The sequence below is a fragment of the Streptomyces sp. Root1310 genome, from assembly GCF_001426425.1.
In the GTDB taxonomy this organism is placed as follows: Bacteria; Actinomycetota; Actinomycetes; order Streptomycetales; family Streptomycetaceae; genus Streptomyces.
Map to the genome: position 1 here is coordinate 641,267 of NZ_LMEQ01000032.1, position 20,116 is coordinate 661,382.

Genomic DNA, 20,116 nt, shown 5'->3' on the forward strand with positions numbered 1-20,116 from the left:
TGGAGCCTGCGTCCGTGGTGGAAGCTGCGTCTGCCGGTGACGCGGCCCGCGCGGCCTTGCGGCGCGCTGTGGAGCCCACGTCCGCGGCGGAACCTCCGTCCGTGGCGGAACCCGGGCCCGTGGCGGAAGCTGCGCCCGGGGTGGGCATCGAGACCGCGGCCGGCATCGAGTCTGTGCCAGGCACCGAGTCCGGGGCCGACGCCGTGACCGGGGCGGACTCGCCCGCCGGTCAAGCCGCTCCGACCGCTGACGCCGACCCCGCGGTGCCCCTCACCTTGCCTGCGGAGGTCCCACCTGCGGAGGCCCCATGGGCGGAAGCCTCGCCTGCGGAACCCTCGTCGGACGGTGCCTCGTCGGAGGTCGCCGAGCCACGCGCGCCTCTGGCCGGTACCGGCCCCCGCCCCGGGGACATCGCGCGGGAGGCCCTGCGCGCCGCCCGCGCGGAGGCACGTCGGAACGAGGCCGAGACCCGGACCCGGGCAGGCCGCGGGACCACGCGCGGCGACGCCCGCCGCCACCCCGACGCTCGCCCCACCGAGGCCCGGCGGCACCCCGGCGCACCTGACCAGGTGGCCGTCGAACGAGCACGTGCGGTACGGGAGTTGCTCGCCGGTGCCTTCCGCATGCCGTCGGAGGACTCGGCCGAGGTCGAGCCCGAGGCCGACCACAGGGCCGAGCCCGGGGTTGATCCGACGGCCGACCACAGGGCCGAGCCCGGGGGCGAGCCGACGACCGAGCCCGGCAACGAGCCCGGGGTTGATCCGACGGCCGACGACAGGGCCGAGCCCGGGGGCGGTCCGACCACCGACCCCTGGGCCGAGCCGACGACCGCGTCCGGGGCCGGGGCCGGGGCCGACGCCGGGCACGCGACGACGTCCCACGGAAGGTCACCCGAGGCCCAGGCCTCCGCGACTTCCCTCGCGGGCGCAGCCTCCCTGCCGCCGGAACCGCCCCGCACCCCCCGCTCCATGGCCGCCCCCGCGCGGGACGGCGACCACCGCCGGACCTTCCCGGCCTTCCCGCCGCGCACCGGCGGCGACTTCGCGGGGACCTGGTGGGGCAACGCCTGGGTCACCGCGCTGGAGGAGGGCGCCCTCGACGCCAAGCGCCTGGCCCGCGGGCGCGGTTACGCCGAGCAGGGAAACGTGGACGCGATCACCGTCACCCCGGGGCTCGTGCTGGCGTACGTGCAGGGCAGCCGCCCCCGCCCCTACCGCGTACAGGTACGGCTGCGCACCCTCGGCGCCGAGGACTGGGAGCGCTTCCTGGAGGCCGCCGTGGAACGCCCCGGGCACATCGCCGCGCTGCTCGACAAGGAGATGCCCGAGTCCCTCGCCGAGTGCGGGGTGCCCCTGCTTCCCGGCCCCGGCGACCTCGAACCGCAGTGCAGCTGCCCCGACCGCGGTCACCCCTGCAAGCACGCCGCCGCCCTCTGCTACCAGACCGCGCGGCTGCTCGACGCCGACCCGTTCGTGCTGCTCCTGCTGCGCGGCCGGGGCGAACGCGAGGTGCTCGACGCGCTGTCCCGCCGCAACGCCACCCGCGCGGCCCGCACCGCCCAGGAGCAGGAACCGGAACCCCTGCCGGGCGTACGGGCCGCCGAAGCCCTCGCGGAGCGGCGGCTCCCGCCGCTGCCCACGCCGCTCCCCGTGCCCCCGCACCCCGAGCAGCCCCCGGCCTACCCGTCCGCGCCGAACGGCCCGGACTCCTTCGCCCTGGACCACCTCGCGACCGACGCGGCAGCCCGTGCCCACGCCCTGCTGGTCACCGGCGAGGACGAGATCGGCGAACTCACCCTGTGGCGGGACGCCGTACGGCTCGCCGCGTCCCGCCCCGGTTCCGGGCTCACCGTCACCACCCGCGCCCTCTACGCCGCGCTCGCCGCCGCCGTCGGCCGCACACCTGTCGAACTGGCCCGCGCGGTGGCCGCCTGGCGCCAGGGCGGCCCGGAGGGGCTCACCGTCCTGGAGGAGACCTGGGACCCGCCGGCCGGCCGCTTCGACCGGGCCCGGCCGCTCCTCCTCGCCGCCGACCTCCCGGCCTTCCGCCCGCGCCGCAACCATCTCACCCACCCCCGCGGTCACGTCCAGCTCCGCTTCGGCCGCGACGGGTTGTGGTACGCCTACGAGTCCGAACCGGGCCAGGAGGACTGGTGGCCACGGGGCACGCCCGACCCGGACCCGGTGGGCGCGCTGACCGGTCTGGGCGGCTCGGACGAGCTCTGAGGCGCCGACCCGACCGGAGCGCAGGGCATCCGACGAGCGCAGGGCACCCGACCCGACCGGACCCGACCGGAGCGCAGGGCGCCCGGCCGGTGTCCGTGCCCGGCCGCCGGCCAACTCGCCCGAACCGCTCCCCACTTCTCGGCCCGCCTCGTACGATGGCGCCCGTGACTGTCGACGACCACCGCCCCGCCCCGCGGTACCGCGCGCTGCTCTCGCGCGGCTGTTGTTGATCCTCACCTCACCCCTCCCCGCCCTCCTGCCGTGGACGCGCCGCGCCTTCTGACGCCCTGATCGCGTCCCGGTCCAGGCACCCCGCCTCCGGAAAGGCCGGTCCATGCCCACCTCTCCCACGCCCGAATCCGCCTACGACCGCCGCAGACTGCACCAGTGGCTGGCCGGCGAGGCCCGCGCCGACGGCGTCTCCCGGCGCGATCTGCTCCGCCTCGTGGCCGCCGCCGGACTCGCCACCGCAGCGGCCCCGGCGTTCGCCGCGCCGGCCGCCGCGGCGACGTCACCCGGCATCGTCAAGGCGCTCCCCGACGACCGGTTCACCGTCCGGGGCACGAATGCCGAGACGAAGTTCGCCGCCCTCGCGGGGACCGGCTACCACACCCCCGTCGACCACTTCTTCGTCCGCAACCACACCTCCACCCCCGTGCTCGACGCCGCCGACTGGGCCCTCACGGTCCACGGCGACGGCCTCACCCGCGCCGCCCCCGCCGAGTTCACCCTCGCCGACCTGAAGAAGTTCCCCGCGGTCACCCGCACGGCGTTCGTGGAGTGCGCGGGCAACGGCCGCAGCTTCTTCACCACCCAGCAGGGCCAGACCGTCAGCGGCACGGCCTGGACGCTGGGCGCGATCGGCACCGCGCGCTGGCGCGGGGTCCGCCTCGCCGACGTCCTGCGGCGGGCGGGGCTCGCGCGCGACGCCGTAGACGTCCTGCCCCGCGGCCTCGACTCCGACTACGTCACCGCCGACGGCACCGACCTCGGCCGGGTCCGTCGTCCGCTGCCGGTGTCCAAGGCGCTCGACGACGTCCTCCTCGCCTACGAGATGAACGGCGAACCGCTGCCGTACGACCACGGCTTCCCCGTACGCGTCCTGGTGCCGAACTGGATCGGCATCGCGTCGATCAAGTGGGTCGGTGACATCGAGGTGTCCGCGCAGCCTCTCTACTCGCCCTGGAACACCGACTTCTACCGGCTGTTCGGCAGCGCCCACCCGGACGGCGGCAGCGCCCCGCTGACCCGGCAGACCGTCAAGAGCGCCTGGGAACTGCCCTGGGACGCGGCCCTCGGGGCGGGTGCCGTGCACCGTCTGACCGGCCGCTCCTGGTCCGGCGCCGGCGCGGTCGTCCGCGTCGACGTCAGCACCGACGGGGGGACCCGCTGGCGGCGCGCCCGGCTGCACGACGCCCCGCGCCGCGCGGGCTGGGTCCGCTGGTCCACCGACTGGCGCCCGTCGGCCCCGGGCGGGTACACCCTGCTGGCCCGGGCCACCGACAGCACCGGCCGCACCCAGCCCGACACGACCGTCCCGAACACCCAGGGCTATCTGTTCGACGCCGTGGTCCGGCACCCCGTCCGGGCGGTGTGAGGGGAACGCGCGTACGGCGGACAGGCGTCGGCCCAGGGTTCGGGACGGGTCGCGCGGGCTCCGTCTGTACGATGCACGCGCATCGGGTCTCGCGGACCGCCGGCGCGGGTGGGTGAAGCCCGGTGCAGAGGATCTTCGCGGGGCTGCCACAACCTGGGACGGCTTGCACGGGGTTCCGACCCAAGCGCGTGAGAAATTGTGAGATGTGGGAGCGTGAACCGGGTGAGCGAGAGTACGACCAACACCCTGCAATACCGCTTCGACGGGCCGGAGGACGCCCCTGTCCTGATCCTGGGCCCGTCCCTGGGTACGACATGGCACATGTGGGACCGTCAGGTCCCCGAGCTGGCCCAGCAGTGGCGGATCTTCCGCTACGACCTGCCCGGCCACGGCGGCGCCCCGGCCTACCCGGTCGGTTCGGTCTCCGACCTGGCCGGGCGGCTGCTCGCCACCCTCGACGCGCTCGGCGTGCAGCGCTTCGGCTACGCGGGCTGCGCGTTCGGCGGCGCGGTCGGCGTGGAGCTGGCGCTGCGCCACCCGGAGCGGGTCGCCTCGCTCGCGCTGATCGCCGCCTCGCCGCGGTTCGGGACGGCCGACGAGTTCCGGCAGCGCGGCGTCATAGTCCGCACGAACGGCCTCGACCCCATCGCCCGGAGCTCGCCGGACCGCTGGTTCACCAGCGGCTTCGCGGCCGCGCAGCCCGCGATCACCGAGTGGGCCGTGCAGATGGTGCGCACCACCGACCCCGGCTGCTACATAGCGGCCTGCGAGGCGCTCGCCGCCTTCGACGTGCGCGCCGAGATCGGTCTCGTGGGTGTGCCGACCCTGGTCCTCGTCGGCTCGGACGACCAGGTCACCGGCCCCGCCGAGGCGCGCACCCTGGTGGCCGGCATCCCGGACGCCCGGCTGGCCGTCGTACCGGGCGCCTCGCACCTGGTCCCGGTGGAGCAGCCCGCGGCCGTCACCGACCTGCTGGTACGCCACTTCTCCACCGCCTGGCAGCCCGCCTACGACACCGGCACCGGGCAGACGGCCGTGCCGGGCATCCCCGTCAGAGCGGTCCCGACCGTGCCCCAGCAGCCTCCGCAGCCGGTGGCCATCGCGGAGATCGCGCCCGCCCCGGTCCTCGAACCCGTGCAGACCATGGGGCGCCCCGATCCGTACGACGCCGGTCTGAAGGTGCGCCGGGAGGTCCTCGGGGACGCCCATGTCGACCGGGCGCTGTCGCAGGCCGACGACTTCTCCGGGGAGTTCCAGGAGTTCATCACCCGCTATGCCTGGGGCGAGATCTGGGACCGGCCCGGCCTCGACCGGCGCTCCCGCTCCTGCGTGACGCTCACCGCGCTGGTCGCGGGCGGCCATCTGGAGGAGCTCGCCTTCCACGTCCGGGCCGCGCTGCGCAACGGCCTCACCCCGGACGAGATCAAGGAGGTGCTGCTCCAGGCGGCCGTCTACTGCGGCGTACCCGCGGCGAACAGCGCGTTCAAGGTGGCGCAGCAGGTCATCCGGGAGGAGACCACCCCCGTCGAGTGAGCCCCGCGCCGGGCGCGGGGGCAGGATGGATCCCATGACGGCTCTGAGACTCACCAAGAAGTCGCACGCGTGTGTGCGCCTGGAGAAGGACGGGCGCACGCTCGTCCTCGACCCGGGCGGATTCAGCGAGGCGGACGCCGCGGTCGGGGCGGACGCGATCCTGGTCACCCACGAGCACCCGGACCACTTCGACGAGAAGCGGCTGCGGGCGGCCCTGGAGGCGGACCCGGCCGTCGGGATCTGGACCCTGAGGTCCGTCGCGGAGAAGCTCTCGGCCGCGTTCCCCGGCCGGGTGCACACGGTCGGCCACGGTGACACGTTCACCGTCGCGGGTTTCGACGTCCAGGTCCACGGCGAGCTGCACGCCGTCATCCACCCCGACCTCCCGCGCGTCACCAACGTCGGCTTCCTCGTCGACGAGGGCCGCGTCTTCCACCCCGGAGACGCGCTCACCGTCCCCGGGCGCCCGGTGGAGACCCTGCTGGCTCCGGTCCAGGCCCCCTGGAACAAGATCTCCGAGGTCATCGAGTACGTCCGCGAGGTCCGGCCGCAGCGCGTCTACGACATCCACGACGCCCTCCTCACCGACCTCGCCCGCCCGATCTACGACACGCACCTGGGCAACCTGGGCGGTGCCGAGCACGGCCGGCTGGCGCCCGGGGCCTCCGCGGAGGTCTGAGGGACGGCGTTGTCGGACCCGCCGGGTAGGTTGTGAGGCATGCGTATCGCGACCTGGAACGTGAACTCGATCACCGCCCGCCTGCCGAGGCTGCTGGCCTGGCTGGAGAGCAGCGGCACCGACGTGCTGTGCCTCCAGGAGGCCAAGGTCGCCGAGGCGCAGTTCCCGCTCGACCAGCTGCGCGAACTGGGCTACGAGGCGGCGGTGCACGCCACGGGCCGGTGGAACGGCGTGGCGGTGATCTCCCGCGTCGGCCTGGCGGACGTGGTCAAGGGTCTGCCCGGCGACCCCGGCTACGACGGGGCGCCGGAGCCCCGCGCCATCGCGGCGACCTGCGGCCCGGTCCGCGTCTGGTCGGTGTACGTGCCGAACGGCCGTGAGGTCGACCACCCGCACTACGCCTACAAGCTCCAGTGGTTCGAGGCCCTCAAGGCCGCCGTCGCGGGCGACGCGGCGGGCGGCCGCCCCTTCGCGGTGATGGGCGACTACAACGTGGCGCCGACCGACGACGACGTGTACGACGTGGCCGCCTTCGAGGGCCTCACCCATGTCACCCCGGCCGAGCGCGCCGCCCTGGCGTCGCTGCGCGAGGCCGGCCTGTCGGACGTCGTGCCGCGCCCGCTGAAGTACGACCACCCCTTCACGTACTGGGACTACCGTCAGCTCTGCTTCCCCAAGAACCGCGGCATGCGCATCGATCTGGTGTACGGAAACGAGCCGTTCGCCAAGGCCGTCAAGGACTCCTACGTCGACCGTGAGGAGCGCAAGGGCAAGGGCGCCTCGGACCACGCTCCGGTCGTGGTCGACCTCGAGGTGTAGCGGGAGCCGGTGCCCGCCCGTCCCCGCGCGGTGCCCGACCGGACCGGACCTCGGCCCTCGCCGTGTGCCAGCGCGCCTGTGGTGCGCACGCTGGTGTGAATGTCACGCTGGGCTTATGAACATCCCTTTCCTGGGCAACAGGAGCAAGAAGTACCGTGTGGCGGTGCTCGCCGAGGACCCCGAGGGGATCGCAGAACTCCTCTCCGAATGCGAGCTGTTGCGTTCCCAGGCGGCCCGGGAGGGGATCGGGCTCGACGACACGGCCGCCTCGTTGGAGGCACTGGACCAGCTTCCGCCGCGCTGGCGCGAGGACGAGGAGACCCTGCCCTGGTTCGGTCACGACGCCGGGCTCTACCTGGGCACGGTCGTCGTGCGCACGGTGCCCGGAGCCGTCTGGATGATCTGGCCCGGCGGGGAGCCCGTCGTCCGGCTCGCGTCCGGCCGGGAGGTCGACGTGGTCGCCGCGGGGCGCGAGTGGGCCGCGACCGGGACCCCCGAACTGTCCCAGCTGTACGCCGAGGTGGCCGAGAACTGACGTGCGGGCGCGTAAATACGGCTAATGGCGGAGAAGTGCGTGTCGTGCCTCAACTCCGGTCTTGGGTGGATAGTTTGCGGCGACCACGACACAGCTGAAAGTGAGTAGGACTGCGCATGGCCGTCGATCCGTTGATCGAGCTGCGTGACGTCAACAAGTACTTCGGGGAGCTGCATGTCCTCCAGGACGTCAACCTCACCGTCGGCAGGGGGGAGGTGGTCGTGGTGATCGGCCCTTCGGGGTCGGGGAAGTCGACACTGTGCCGCGCCATCAACCGGCTGGAGCCGATCCAGTCCGGTTCGATCATGCTCGACGGAAAGCCGCTGCCCGAGGAGGGCAAGGCCCTGGCGGGTCTGCGTTCCGAGGTCGGCATGGTCTTCCAGTCCTTCAACCTGTTCGCCCACAAGACGGTCCTGCAGAACATCTCGCTGGGCCAGGTGAAGGTACGCAAGCGGGGGAAGGACGAGGCCGACCGGCGCTCCCGGGAACTGCTCGACCGGGTGGGCCTCGCCGACCAGGCCGACAAGTTCCCCGCCCAGCTCTCCGGAGGCCAGCAGCAGCGCGTGGCCATCGCCCGCGCCCTCGCCATGGACCCCAAGGCGCTCCTGTTCGACGAGCCCACCTCCGCCCTCGACCCCGAGATGATCAACGAGGTCCTGGAGGTCATGCAGCAGCTCGCCCGGGAGGGCATGACCATGGTCGTGGTCACCCACGAGATGGGCTTCGCCCGCTCGGCCGCCAACCGTGTGATCTTCATGGCCGACGGCCGCATCGTGGAGGACCGCACCCCCGAGGAGTTCTTCACCGCCCCGCGCAGCGACCGCGCCAAGGACTTCCTGTCCAAGATCCTCAAGCACTGAGCGACGGCGTCAGCCGCAGAGCCCACCCGCCCCGGCGGCGGCCGGAGATCACTGCCCGCGCAGCGGAACCGACACGTACGACGGGTCGTTCGCCGGCGAGGAGAAGGTCAGCCGCGCGCCGGACGGGTTGTGCTCGATGTAGAGCGGGTCGACCGTGTCGACGACCAGGGCGAGCCGGTGCCCCGCCGGGACGTCGTAGGCAGTGGAGACCAGGTCCAGGTCCACACCGAACGGCCTGCCGGGCGTGCGTCCGTGGAAGGTGTACGGCGCGTTGGCGACCAGTCTGCCGAGGCCGAGCGGCCCCACGTCGTAGAGGTAGGCGACGAGGGTGCCGCTCTCCTCGGTCGGGGTGACGGTGGTGTGCACCGTCGCGGTGCCGCGCACCTGCTGGGCGGTGGCGTACTTCCCGGACTGCCACACGGCGGCCCAGCGGCGGGGGAGCAGGGGGATCGCGGCCACCGGGGGCAGCTTCGCCACCTGGTCGAGGATGCTGGACAGGAAGACGATGCCGCCGTCCGCGCCCGAGTCCACGTTGGTGTGGATCGTGGTGGAGCCCGCGAGGGCGATCTTGTTCCGGGTCGCGGTCACCGACTTCCAGTCCGGATAGCCCTCGTAACCGCTTGTGGAACGGGACTTGAGGCGGACGGGCTGCTCGCGGTCGACGCCGTTGTCCTCGCCCTTGAGGTAGTGGTCGAACCAGCGTTCGGTGTCGGTCCACACGTCGTTGGGCACCCCGAAAAGACCGGGGAGCTCGGCCGTCGCGTGATCGCCGGGACGCAGCTCCAGCCGTTTCGGGCCGGTCAGCCCCTCGTAGAAGGCCGCGGACTGGTTGGGCGGGAAGATCGTGTCGCCCCAGGCGCCGGCGAGCATGATCGCCGCGCCGTTCTTGTTGAGCTGGTCCAGGTAGGTCGCGGGGGAACGTTTCTGCCCCCAGGCGACGATGTCCTTCTCCTTCGACAGGTCGGAGGAGTAGAAGGCCGAGAAGACCGCCCGGGACTCGGCGCTGTGGCGGCCGGTGACCGTGCCCGCGGTGTCGAGTACGGCGGCGGCCTGGACGTGCTGGGTGCGGCCGGAGTAGATCGAGTCGATGAGGTCGCCCCAGCCGCTGAGCGAGGCGACGGCCTTGACGCGCGGGTCGTGGGCGGCGGCCAGCAGGCTGATCCCGGCGCCGTACGAGACGCCCGCCATGCCGACGTGTCCCGGGTCGCTCGGGGTGTTCGCGAGTGCCCAGTCGACGACCTTGGCGGCGTCGGCGACATCGTGCGGCCCGGCCACGTCGATCTCGCCGCCGGACTGCCAGAAGCCGCGCACGTTGTAACTGAGCACGACATAACCGGAGTCGGCGAGCCGCCGCGCCTGGGCGAGGTACTCGACCTGCGGGAAGCCCCAGCTCGTCGGCAGCACGATCAGCGGGTGGCGGCGGGTGCCGTCGGCACCGGCGGGGGTGACCACGTTGGCCTTGAGGACCGTACCGCCGTCCCCGGTGATGTCGACGTAGCGGACCCCGCCGGCGGTGGCCTGCGCGGCGGGTGCCAGGCCCAGTACCCCGCCGGCGACCAGGGTCGCGGAGACGGCGCCCACGGCGGTCGTGCGAAGGGCCATGCGGTGCGGTCGTCCCACGGGTCACTCCTCTTGCCTGCGCCATCGCAAAGTGACCCGACGGTAACCGCTGCGCCCCGCCCGAGGTAACCGTCGGTAAGTTACGTCGCAGTAACAATTGTCGTGTCCGGCAGGGGGGCCTGTGCCGCCCGGGTCACGTCCGCGACCAGTTCGACCACGTCGGGGCCGTACACCTGGGAGTTGATGACCTTCAGGAGCAGGACGAAGGAGTCGTACCCGTGTTTGCGGGCCAGCCGTTCGTGGTTGCGGACCAGGTAACGGGTGGCGGCCTGGTTGTTGATCGCGCGCTGGCCGCAGAACAGGAACACCGGCCGTGCCTCGCGCCGCCGGCCGGCGGTGAGCCGGGCCAGCAGGACGTACTCGGTGACACCCGGCTCCATGCGGTGGTGCTCGCTGCCTATCTGGAACGCCAGCCGGTCCGGGCCCGGTTCCCGGTCGGTGTTGATGCGCACCCCGGGCAGCATGGCCTGGATGTGGGCCGCCATCCGCCGGTTCGATCCCGGACCGCCGACACAGAACTCCGTCCGCTCTCCGAAACCCTGCCGGGCCGCGTCCTGGGTGACCACCTCGGCGCCCGCGCCGCAGTCCTTGATGAGCGCGGCGAGTTCCAGGAGCGCGAACACGTCGTGGCGGTGCACCGCGAGGTCGGGGCTGCCCGCGTCGCGGTTGACGACCAGCAGGCACTCCGAGTTCTCGGGCAGCCCGAAGAAGGCCTGCTTGCGCCGGAGTCTGCGCTTCCACAGGTAGGTGCGGGTCAGCCAGCCGAGCGCGGCACTGATGCCGGCCGCGACCACGCCCAGGACGATGTTGCGCACGTCGTCGTTCATGGGCGCGCATGGTAGCGGGCGAGCACGGCCCGGGCGTACCCGTGTTCGAGGTGTGGCAGTCGTATGACAGTGCCCGGAAGGAGGCTGTCGGGGCCCCGGGAATGTGGTTACGCTGCGCGGACGGTCCTGGACTGGAGGTACGGATGCGTCGCCCTGTCGCGCGGAAACTGTCGGTCCTGGCGGTCTCGGCCGCCGTGGTCACGGTGGGGGCCGCGGCGCCACCCGCCGCTGAGAGAACCACTGTTGCGAAGGTCCCGGTCGCCGTCGGCTACGGCGGTGCCGTCTCCAGCGTCGACGCGGACGCCTCCGCGGCCGGCATCGAGGTACTGCGCAAGGGGGGCAACGCCGTCGACGCGGCCGTCGCCACCGCCGCCGCCCTCGGCGTCACCGAGCCCTACTCCTCCGGTATCGGCGGAGGCGGCTACTTCGTCTACTACGACGCCGAGTCCCGTGCGGTGCACACCATCGACGGCCGGGAGACCGCGCCGCTGACCGCGGACTCCGGTCTCTTCCTGGAGAACGGCAAGCCGCTCGCCTTCGCGGACGCCGTCAGCAGCGGCCTGGGCGTCGGCACGCCCGGGACCCCCGCCACCTGGGCGACCGCGCTGAGGGAGTGGGGCAGCGAGAAGCTCGGCACGGTCCTGAGGCCCGCCCAGCGCCTCGCCCGCGACGGCTTCACCGTCGACGACACCTTCCGCAGCCAGACCGCCGCCAACGAGACCCGCTTCCGCTACTTCCCCGACACGGCGAAGCTGTTCCTTCCCGGTGGCCAACTCCCCGTCGTGGGATCGACGTTCAAGAACCCCGACCTCGCCCGCACCTACGAGGAGCTGGCCCGCAAGGGCGTCGGCGCGATCTACCGCGGCGACCTCGGCGAGGACATCGTCTCCACGGTCAACAAGCCCCCCGTCGACCCTGGTTCGGGCTGGAACGCCCGGCCGGGCGAGCTGTCCGCCAAGGACCTGGCGGCCTACCGGGCCAAGCTCCAGGCGCCCACGAAGACCTCGTACCGCGGTCTGGGCGTCTACTCCATCGCCCCCTCGTCCTCGGGCGGCACGACGGTCGGCGAGGCTCTCAACATCCTGGAGAAGACCGACCTCTCGAAGGCGAGCGAGGTCCAGTACCTGCACCACTACCTCGAAGCCAGCCGGATCTCGTTCGCCGACCGCGGGCGCTGGGTCGGCGACCCCGCCTTCGAGGACGTCCCCACGAAGCAGCTGCTGTCGCAGAAGTACGCCGACTCACGCGCCTGCCTCATCAAGGACGACGCGGTCCTCAACAGTCCGGTGGCACCCGGCGACCCGCGCCACCCGGCCGCCTGCGGCACGGGCGGCACGGCGGCGCCGACGACGTACGAGGGCGAGAACACCACGCACCTCACCGTCGCCGACAAGTGGGGCAACGTGGTCTCCTACACGCTCACCATCGAGCAGACGGGCGGCAGCGGCATCACCGTGCCCGGCCGCGGGTTCCTCCTCAACAACGAGCTGACGGACTTCTCCTTCGCCCCCGCCAACCCGGCCGTCCACGACCCGAACCTGCCCGGTCCGGGCAAGCGGCCGCGCTCGTCGATCTCGCCGACGATCGTGCTCGACCGGCACGACGAGCCCGTGGTGGCGCTGGGTTCGCCCGGCGGCGCGACCATCATCACCACCGTGCTGCAGACCCTGACCGAGTTCGTCGACCGCGGACTGCCGCTCGTCGACGCGATCGCCGCCCCCCGGGCCAGCCAACGCAACGCCGCCCAGACGGAGTTGGAGCCCGCGCTCTACAACGACACCAGTCCCGACGGACTGCGGGCCCGGCTGGAGGCCATCGGGCACTCCTTCAAGCTCAACCCGGAGATCGGCGCGGCGACCGCCGTGCAGCGGCTGCCCGACGGCAGGTGGCTGGCCGCCGCCGAAACCGTACGACGCGGCGGCGGCTCGGCACAGGTGGTGCGCCCGGCGCCCTAGGGCCCGGGCCCGGAGCGGACGGACCGGGCGCCCGACCCCGTACCGGGCGCCCGACCCCGTACCGGGCGTCCGGCCTCGGGCGTCAGAGCTCGGGCGTCGGGCGCCCGGCCTGTGGCGTCGGGCGTCAGAGCTCGGGGGCGGGTGGTCCGCCGGGGCGCGTACGGAACGCGAGCCGCCCGTCCTCGACCTCCACCGTCACCCGGTCGCCCTCCTCGACCCGGCCGTCGAGGAGCAGCCGGGACAGCTCGTTGTCGACCTCGCGCTGGATCGTGCGGCGCAGCGGGCGGGCGCCGTACTCGGGCTGGTAGCCGCGCTCGGCGAGCCAGTCGACGGCCGCGTCGGTGAACTCGGCCGTGATGCCCCGCGCCTGCACCAGCCGCCGCGTCCGCTCCAGCAACAGGTCGGTGATCCGCCGCAGTTGCTCACCCGTGAGCTGCCGGAACACGACGATCTCGTCGATCCGGTTGAGGAACTCCGGCCGGAAGTGCTCGCGCAGCGGCCGCAGGATCTGTTCGCGCCGCGCCTCCTCGTCGGCGTCCGCGCCACCCGCTCCGAAGCCGATACCGGCGCCCCGCCGGGTGATCGCCTCCGAACCCAGATTGCTGGTCATCACGATGACCGTGTTGGTGAAGTCGACCGTGCGCCCCTGGGAGTCGGTGAGCCGGCCGTCGTCGAGGACCTGGAGCAGGATGTTGAAGACATCCGGGTGCGCCTTCTCCACCTCGTCCAGCAGGAGCAGCGAGTACGGGTGGCGGCGGACGATCTCCGTCAGCTGCCCGGCCTCCTCGTGGCCGACGTAGCCGGGCGGAGCGCCGACCAGACGGCTCACGGTGTGCCGCTCCTGGTACTCGCTCATGTCGAGCCGGACCATGCGCTCCTCGCTGCCGAACAGCGCTTCGGCGAGGGCGCGGGCCAGTTCGGTCTTGCCGACGCCGGTCGGGCCGAGGAACAGGAAGCTGCCGATCGGCCGGTCCGGGCTGGCGAGTCCGGCGCGCGAGCGCAGCACGGCGTCCGCGACGACCCGTACGGCCTCCTCCTGGCCGACGACCCGCTCGTGCAGGTGTTCCTCCAGGGCGAGCAGGCGGTCCTTCTCCTCCTGGGTCAGGCTGGCGACCGGGATGCCGGTCTGGCGGGACACCACCTCGGCGATCGCCTCCGCGGTGACCTCCAGGTGCCGGCCCTCGTCGGAGGTGATCTCACCCGTCGCGTCCTCGATGCGCTGCTTCAGCTCGACGATGCGGTCACGCAGCCGGGTGGCCTGCTCGTACTGCTCGTCCGCGACCGCCTGGTCCTTGTCGCGGGCCAGTTCCTCGGCCTCGCGCTCCATCGCCCGTACGTCCGTGCCCTTGGTGCGGGCACCGAGCCGCACCCGGGCGCCGGCCTGGTCGATCAGATCGATCGCCTTGTCGGGCAGCCGGCGGTCGGTGAGGTAGCGGTCGGACAGCTCCACGGCTGCGACGAGCGCCTCGTCGGTGTAACGGACCTGGTGGTGGGCCTCGTAGCGGTCGCGCAGCCCGCGCAGGATCTCCAGCGCGTCCGCGACGGACGGCTCCGGGACGAGGATCGGCTGGAAACGGCGGGCGAGCGCCGCGTCCTTCTCGATCCGCCGGTACTCCTCCAGCGTCGTCGCGCCCACGATGTGCAGCTCTCCCCGGGCCAGGGCCGGCTTGAGGATGTTGCCGGCGTCCATCGACCCGCCGCCCTCGCCGCCGCCGCCCGCGCCGACGACGGTGTGCAGCTCGTCGATGAAGACGATCAGCTCGTCGGAGTGGGCGCGGATCTCGTCGACGATGGTGGTCAGCCGCTCCTCGAAGTCGCCGCGGTAGCGGGTGCCCGCGACCACGGCCGTCAGGTCCAGGGCGACCACGCGCCGCGCGACGAGGACGTCCGGCACGTCCCCGTCCGCGATCCGCTGGGCCAGTCCCTCCACGATGGCGGTCTTGCCGACGCCTGCGTCACCGATCAGCACCGGGTTGTTCTTGCCGCGCCGGGAGAGCACCTCGATGGTCTGCTCGATCTCGTCGTCGCGGCCGATCACCGGGTCGATCCGGCCCTGACGGGCCAGTTCGGTGAGATCCGTGCCGTACTTGTCCAGCGTGGGTGTGCCGGTGGGCCGCTGCCGGTCGCCGGGGCGGGGCGTCTGCACGGTGTCCGGGGACTCGCTCGGCAGCCCGGCGGCGGCGAAGCGGGCCGCGTTCAGGATGTGCCCGGCCGCCGAGTCCGGGTTCGACGCGAGGGCGCTCAGCACATGCTCCGGGCCGATGTAGCCGGCCCCGCGCGAGCGGGCCAGGTCGTGCGCGTCCAACAGGGCCCGTTTGGCGGCCGGGGTCAGCGACAACGACGTGGGCGGCGGCACCTCGCCCGGCGGGTGCTGGACCGGGCCCGAGCGCTCGTCGATCTCCGACGCGAGGGACTCGGGATCGGCGCCGGCCCGGCTGATCAGGGTGCGGGTCGGCTCCGCGCCGAGGGCCGCGCGCAGGAGATGCTCGGTGTCCAGGTCGTGGCTGCCGTGCTCGGCCGCGTACTGGGCCGCACCGCGTACGAGCTCCCTCGCGGGCCGGCTGAGAAGCTGGCCGATGTTGATCTGCCGGGGGCCGGGGCGGGGCCCGCCGAAGAAGCGGGCCAGGAACTCGCCGAAGGGGTCGCCGTACCCCTCCGGGCTGGAGAAGCCGCTGGTCATGGCGTTCCGTTCGATCGACTTGCGCTGCCGGTGCGGACGGGTGCCCTGTCCGTCCCGGGCTACACCACGATGGCACGATCCGCAGTGCGCGGCATGTCCTGGGACCACCCGCCGCACGCCGTCCGCGGGCCGCGCGCGGTCGGCGGCGCCCGCGGGCGAGGCGGTGGATCGCCACGGCCTCCACTCGCCGGTGTGCGGTGGCGCCCGCGGGGCGGGGCCGCGGATCGACGGGATCCGTACGGCCCGGGCCCGTCGGCCCGACGGTCCTACCGGCGCTCGGTGAGGACCCTCGGTCCGCTTTCCGTGATCGCCACCGTGTGTTCCGCGTGGGCCGCCGCCCGGGAACCGTCGTCCGTGCTCAGGGACCAGCCGTCCGGCGCCTCGTGGTAGCCGTCCTCGCCGCTCGCGATCGGCATCGGTTCGCTCGCGATGTCCATGCCGTGGCGCAGGGGACAACCCCGGACCGGGCGGCCCTCGTGGGGGACCGCGGGGTCCTCGTGCATGTGGCGTCCGATGCCGTGGCCTCCGCAGCCCCGCGGGATGCCGTAGTCCGCCGTCCGGCACTCCGTGCCGATCGCGTGCGCGATGTCGCCGATGCGGTCGCCGACGACGGCCGCCTCGATACCGGCCGCGAGGGCCCGCTCGGCGGTCTCGACGCCGGCGTTCGTTCTTCACCGTCGCCGCGCTCGCCCGTGTGCTCGGTCTGTCGATGGACGAGCCGGCGGGGCTGTGCGTGCCCGCCCCCGCGTGACAGTCTGGGGTCGCTGTCCGCGCCCGGTCGGGATCGCGTACAGGTCGTCGCGTCGGTTTCGAAAACTGGCTGTAGCCGCGCTGTAACACGGTTGGTGTTTTCTACGAACCGGAGTGTTCCGGTCGGGGCGGGAGTCGAGCGATGGCTGTGGATCAACTCCCGGGCCGGGTACGGGAGTTCGCGAGCTACCTGAACGGACTGCTGGCGCGCCTCGATCAGGGCGCCGGCTGGTGCGCGGTGTTCTGGCAACGCGATCCCGACGGCATGCAGGCCTGCCTCGACGGGCGTGAGGTGCCGCCCTGGGACGTGGTCGAGGCGGTGCTCCAGGACCTCGCCGCCGAGTACGGGACCGCGGTCGCCGCGCAGCAGGCGGAACGGATCCGGCCCCTGCACGCCGCCGCCCTCGCCGCCCACGACGCCCGGCCCGGTGGCCGTGACGCCCTCGGGGACCGGCTCGACGTGATGCTCCGCGAACAGCGCTACGCCGCCGAACGTCTGGCCGAGCTGGGGCGCAGGCTCCCGTCCGCGGTCACCCACGAGCAGGCCGAAGCCATCCGTCTCGACCTCGCCTGGGCCCACGACGACCATGAACGGGCCACCGCACGGTGCGCCGAACTCCGCTACCGGATGGCGGAGTCGGACCGGCTCCCGTCGCCGGGCGCCGCCTCCGGGCCGACCCCGCACACCGCCACCGCACCCGCCGACCGGACGGCTGCCGGGCACGACGCCCCGGCCGGACACGACACTCCTGCCGGGCACGTCACTCCCGCCGGGCACGACGCCCCCGCCGGGTACGACGCCTCTGCCGGGTACGACGCCTCTGCGGGGTACGACGCACGTTCCGGCTACGGTGCCGGGTCCATGGCCGGAGCCCCCGCGGACGCGTACGAGGCCGAGGCGCCGGCGGCCGAGGCCTCCGCCCCCCGGCCGGATCCCGCCGAGGACGCCCCCGCCCCGGCCGTCGTCCCCAAACAGCGCAAGCGCCGCCGCGGCAGCGCCCGTTTCGCCGGTATGGCCGAGGAGGAGGACGCCGCCTCCCTCGCCGTACCGCCCGCCGCCGGACCGGTGACGCCCGCGCCCGCCCCGACCGGGCGCCGCACCCCGCGCGGCGCCCGCTTCGCCGGGGCCGCCACCGAGAAGGCCGAGCGGTCCGAGCCACGGCGCGAGCCGCTGGACACGGCGGCCCGGCGGGAGACCGTCGAGACGGTCGAACGGCTGGTACGACTGCGCGGTGAAGGCCGCAGCGGCGAGGCGCACGCGCTGCTCGTCGAACTCGCTTACTGGCCGGCCGCCCGCATCCCGCTCCTCGCGGCCGAACTCCAGCGCGCCGGGCTCACCGCCGACTGGACCACGCTGCTCTGGGAGGCCGCCTCCCTCCCCGCCGACCGGCTCGTCGCCGCGGCCGACGCACTGGTCGCGGTGGGGCGCACGGCGGACGGCGAGCAGATCCTGCGCCAGGGCGTCGCCCGGCCGGCCACCGAGATCGGACAGGCCGTCCTCGGCCTGGTCGAGGAGGGCCGGCGACGCGAGGTCGGCGCGCTGCTCGACGCCTACGTCCGGGTCCGCACCCCCGAGGAGGCCGCGCGCAGCGTCGCCCCGGACCCGGGGACCCTCGTCCCCCTCGTGCTGGAGGCCGCCCGGACGGTCTCGGAGGAACGCCACTGGGACCTGGTGCACGCCCTCAGGGTCGCCGGCTTCACCGCCTGACCCGGGCCACCCCTTACGCCGTACGCCCGGCGACTCACCCACCGGAGTGTGAAACGCGATCGACTCGGCGGGTTAACGACGATGGTCTTGGCAAGCCCGTCCCGGAGGCTTACGTTCGTCCCTCTACGACCTTCGTCTACGGGCGTAGAGGCTCTGACGTCCCGTCGAAGGAGCAGCTCATGGCCAACGTCGTACGTGCCGCACTGGTCCAGGCCACCTGGACCGGCGACACCGAGTCCATGGTGGCGAAACACGAGGAGCACGCCCGCGAGGCGGCCCGCCGGGGCGCGAAGATCATCGGGTTCCAGGAGGTCTTCAACGCTCCCTACTTCTGTCAGGTCCAGGAGCCGGAGCACTACCGCTGGGCCGAACCGGTCCCCGACGGGCCGACCGTGCGTCGTATGCAGGAGCTCGCGCGCGAGACGGGCATGGTCGTCGTCGTGCCGGTCTTCGAGATCGAGCAGTCCGGTTTCTACTACAACACCGCCGCCGTGATCGACGCCGACGGCTCCTATCTCGGCAAGTACCGGAAACACCACATCCCGCAGGTAAAGGGTTTCTGGGAGAAGTACTACTTCAAGCCCGGCAACCTCGGCTGGCCCGTCTTCGACACGGCCGTCGGCAAGGTGGGCGTGTACATCTGTTACGACCGGCACTTCCCGGAGGGCTGGCGGCAACTCGGTCTCAACGGCGCCCAGCTGGTCTACAACCCGTCCGCCACCCACCGCGGCCTCTCCGCCCACCTCTGGCAGCTGGAGCAGCCCGCGGCCGCCGTCGCCAACGAGTACTTCGTCGCCGCGATCAACCGGGTCGGCGTCGAGGAGTACGGGGACAACGACTTCTACGGGACGTCGTACTTCGTGGACCCGCGGGGGAAGTTCGTCGGCGAGGTCGCGAGCGACAAGGACGAGGAACTCGTGGTCCGCGACCTCGACTTCGACCTGGTCGAGGAGGTCCGGCAGCAGTGGGCCTTCTACCGCGACCGCCGTCCCGACGCCTACGAGGGGCTGGTGCAGCCGTGAGCGAACTCCATGCCCGCCACCGCAAGGTCCTGCCGGACTGGCTCGCCTTCTACTACGAGGACCCGCTGGAGATCACCCACGGCGAGGGCCGGCACGTCTGGGACGCCGAGGGCAACAAGTACCTCGACTTCTTCGGCGGCATCCTCACCACCATGACCGCGCACGCGCTGCCCGAGGTCACCAAGGCGGTGAGCGAGCAGGCCGGTCGGATCATCCACTCCTCGACCCTGTATCTCAACCGGCCCATGGTCGAACTCGCCGAGCGCATCGCCCACATCAGCGGCATCCCCGACGCCCGCGTCTTCTTCACCACCTCGGGCACCGAGGCCAACGACACGGCGCTCCTGCTCGCCACCACCCACCGGCGCAGCAACACCGTGCTCGCGATGCGCAACAGTTACCACGGCCGTTCCTTCAGCGCGGTCGGCATCACCGGCAACCGCGGCTGGTCGCCGACCTCGCTCTCCCCGCTCCAGACGCTCTACGTGCACGGCGGGGTACGCGGCCGCGGCCCGTTCGCCGGTCTCGGCGACGCCGAGTTCATCGAGGCCTGCGTCGAGGACCTGAAGGACCTGCTCGGTCACACCCGCCCGCCCGCGGCCCTGATCGCCGAGCCCATCCAGGGGGTCGGCGGGTTCACCTCGCCGCCGGACGGACTGTACGCGGCATTCCGTGAAGTGCTGAACGCCCACGGGATCCTGTGGATCGCCGACGAGGTGCAGACCGGCTGGGGCCGCACCGGCGAGCACTTCTGGGGCTGGCAGGCACACGGTCGCAGCGGACCACCGGACATCGTCACCTTCGCCAAGGGCATCGGCAACGGCATGTCCATCGGCGGTGTCATCGCCCGCTCCGAGATCATGAACTGCCTGGACGCCAACAGCATCTCCACCTTCGGCGGCACCCAGGTCACCATGGCGGCCGGTCTCGCCAACCTCTCCTACCTGCTGGAACACGACCTCCAGGGCAACGCCCGGCGAGTCGGCGGCCTGCTCATCGAACGAGTGCGGGCCGTCGCCGCCCAGGACCCCGGCGTACGGGAGGTGCGCGGGCGCGGGCTGATGATCGGCGTCGAGCTGACGAAGCCGGGCACCGACCTGGCGGACCCGGGCCGGGCGGCCGCCGTGCTGGAGGCGGCCCGCGCCGGCGGGCTGCTGATCGGCAAGGGCGGCGGTCACGACACCAGCGCCCTGCGGATCGCCCCGCCGCTGTCCCTCACCGTCGCGGAGGCCGAGGAGGGCGCCGCGATCCTCGAAGGCGCGCTGAGGAGCACGCAGTAGCGCAGGCCTGAGCCAAGGGAACACCA

At 73.0% G+C, this 20,116-nt stretch carries 14 protein-coding genes and 2 pseudogenes; 12 read left to right on the forward strand and 4 right to left on the reverse strand.

The window, feature by feature from the left end:
• Positions 1-17: 17 nt before the first annotated feature.
• The 7 genes from ASD48_RS35910 to ASD48_RS35940 all read left to right on the forward strand — a co-directional run bounded on the left by ASD48_RS35910 (position 18) and on the right by ASD48_RS35940 (position 8,248).
• A complete protein-coding gene (locus ASD48_RS35910; protein ID WP_057606129.1) occupies positions 18-2,225 on the forward strand; it encodes an SWIM zinc finger family protein in 2,208 nt (735 codons plus the stop codon).
• Positions 2,226-2,559: 334 nt separating this feature from the next.
• Positions 2,560-3,822 (forward strand): sulfite oxidase, encoded by a 1,263-nt coding sequence (locus ASD48_RS35915; RefSeq protein ID WP_057606043.1) that lies wholly within the window; start codon positions 2,560-2,562, stop codon positions 3,820-3,822.
• Between the two features lie 222 nt (positions 3,823-4,044).
• The gene (pcaC, locus tag ASD48_RS35920; RefSeq protein WP_057606130.1) at positions 4,045-5,355 is read left to right on the forward strand and encodes a 4-carboxymuconolactone decarboxylase; all 1,311 of its coding nucleotides are present in this window, start codon (positions 4,045-4,047) and stop codon (positions 5,353-5,355) included.
• 43 nt (positions 5,356-5,398) lie between these two features.
• The gene (locus ASD48_RS35925) at positions 5,399-6,034 is read left to right on the forward strand and encodes an MBL fold metallo-hydrolase (protein WP_057606131.1); all 636 of its coding nucleotides are present in this window, start codon (positions 5,399-5,401) and stop codon (positions 6,032-6,034) included.
• Between the two features lie 39 nt (positions 6,035-6,073).
• Positions 6,074-6,853 (forward strand): exodeoxyribonuclease III, encoded by a 780-nt coding sequence (locus ASD48_RS35930; protein WP_057606044.1) that lies wholly within the window; start codon positions 6,074-6,076, stop codon positions 6,851-6,853.
• 115 nt (positions 6,854-6,968) lie between these two features.
• On the forward strand, positions 6,969-7,388 hold the full coding sequence (locus ASD48_RS35935) for a DUF6278 family protein (RefSeq protein WP_057606045.1): 420 nt from the start codon (positions 6,969-6,971) through the stop codon (positions 7,386-7,388).
• Between the two features lie 116 nt (positions 7,389-7,504).
• Positions 7,505-8,248, forward strand: coding sequence for an amino acid ABC transporter ATP-binding protein (locus ASD48_RS35940; RefSeq protein ID WP_057606046.1), 744 nt, complete (start codon positions 7,505-7,507; stop codon positions 8,246-8,248).
• Between the two features lie 48 nt (positions 8,249-8,296).
• Here ASD48_RS35940 and ASD48_RS35945 read toward each other — a convergent pair whose 3' ends face one another.
• Both ASD48_RS35945 and ASD48_RS35950 read right to left on the reverse strand, forming a co-directional pair.
• Entirely contained in the window at positions 8,297-9,868 is a 1,572-nt protein-coding gene (locus ASD48_RS35945) for a CocE/NonD family hydrolase (RefSeq protein WP_057606047.1), read from the reverse strand.
• A gap of 80 nt (positions 9,869-9,948) precedes the next feature.
• Positions 9,949-10,695, reverse strand: a complete 747-nt coding sequence (locus tag ASD48_RS35950) for a hypothetical protein (protein WP_020125506.1) — start codon at positions 10,693-10,695, stop codon at positions 9,949-9,951.
• 143 nt (positions 10,696-10,838) lie between these two features.
• Between ASD48_RS35950 and ggt the strand changes: the two genes are divergently transcribed.
• Positions 10,839-12,650, forward strand: a complete 1,812-nt coding sequence (gene ggt, locus ASD48_RS35955; protein ID WP_057606048.1) for a gamma-glutamyltransferase — start codon at positions 10,839-10,841, stop codon at positions 12,648-12,650.
• Between the two features lie 124 nt (positions 12,651-12,774).
• Here ggt and ASD48_RS35960 read toward each other — a convergent pair whose 3' ends face one another.
• A complete protein-coding gene (locus ASD48_RS35960) occupies positions 12,775-15,330 on the reverse strand; it encodes an ATP-dependent Clp protease ATP-binding subunit (RefSeq protein WP_057606049.1) in 2,556 nt (851 codons plus the stop codon).
• A 266-nt stretch (positions 15,331-15,596) separates the two neighbouring features.
• Positions 15,597-15,986 (reverse strand): annotated as a pseudogene (locus tag ASD48_RS35965) (M24 family metallopeptidase); the annotation flags it as partial.
• An 8-nt stretch (positions 15,987-15,994) separates the two neighbouring features.
• Between ASD48_RS35965 and ASD48_RS46255 the strand changes: the two are divergent.
• From ASD48_RS46255 to ASD48_RS35980, 4 genes and pseudogenes are all read left to right on the forward strand, one after another.
• Positions 15,995-16,081: pseudogene (locus tag ASD48_RS46255) on the forward strand (XRE family transcriptional regulator); the annotation flags it as partial.
• A gap of 141 nt (positions 16,082-16,222) precedes the next feature.
• Entirely contained in the window at positions 16,223-17,788 is a 1,566-nt protein-coding gene (locus ASD48_RS35970; protein WP_057606050.1) for a hypothetical protein, read from the forward strand.
• Between the two features lie 179 nt (positions 17,789-17,967).
• Positions 17,968-18,810: a nitrilase-related carbon-nitrogen hydrolase gene (locus tag ASD48_RS35975; protein WP_057606051.1), complete on the forward strand. Its 843-nt coding sequence runs from the start codon at positions 17,968-17,970 to the stop codon at positions 18,808-18,810.
• Positions 18,807-20,090 carry an aspartate aminotransferase family protein gene (locus ASD48_RS35980; protein WP_057606052.1) on the forward strand — a complete coding sequence of 428 codons (1,284 nt, stop codon included), beginning with the start codon at positions 18,807-18,809 and terminating at the stop codon, positions 20,088-20,090. The genes ASD48_RS35975 and ASD48_RS35980 overlap by 4 nt, the downstream gene beginning before the upstream one ends.
• Positions 20,091-20,116: the final 26 nt, after the last annotated feature.

Bases quoted from the DNA above. Each gene is read 5' to 3' on its own strand.
- ASD48_RS35915 (WP_057606043.1), top strand. From the start codon at position 2,560: ATGCCCACCTCTCCCACGCCCGAATCCGCCTACGACCGCCGCAGACTG.
- ASD48_RS35930 (WP_057606044.1), top strand. From the start codon at position 6,074: ATGCGTATCGCGACCTGGAACGTGAACTCGATCACCGCCCGCCTGCCG.
- ASD48_RS35935 (WP_057606045.1), top strand. From the start codon at position 6,969: ATGAACATCCCTTTCCTGGGCAACAGGAGCAAGAAGTACCGTGTGGCG.
- ASD48_RS35940 (WP_057606046.1), top strand. From the start codon at position 7,505: ATGGCCGTCGATCCGTTGATCGAGCTGCGTGACGTCAACAAGTACTTC.
- ASD48_RS35950 (WP_020125506.1), bottom strand. From the start codon at position 10,695: ATGAACGACGACGTGCGCAACATCGTCCTGGGCGTGGTCGCGGCCGGC.
- ggt (WP_057606048.1), top strand. From the start codon at position 10,839: ATGCGTCGCCCTGTCGCGCGGAAACTGTCGGTCCTGGCGGTCTCGGCC.
- ASD48_RS35960 (WP_057606049.1), bottom strand. From the start codon at position 15,330: ATGACCAGCGGCTTCTCCAGCCCGGAGGGGTACGGCGACCCCTTCGGC.
- ASD48_RS35970 (WP_057606050.1), top strand. From the start codon at position 16,223: ATGGCTGTGGATCAACTCCCGGGCCGGGTACGGGAGTTCGCGAGCTAC.
- ASD48_RS35975 (WP_057606051.1), top strand. From the start codon at position 17,968: ATGGCCAACGTCGTACGTGCCGCACTGGTCCAGGCCACCTGGACCGGC.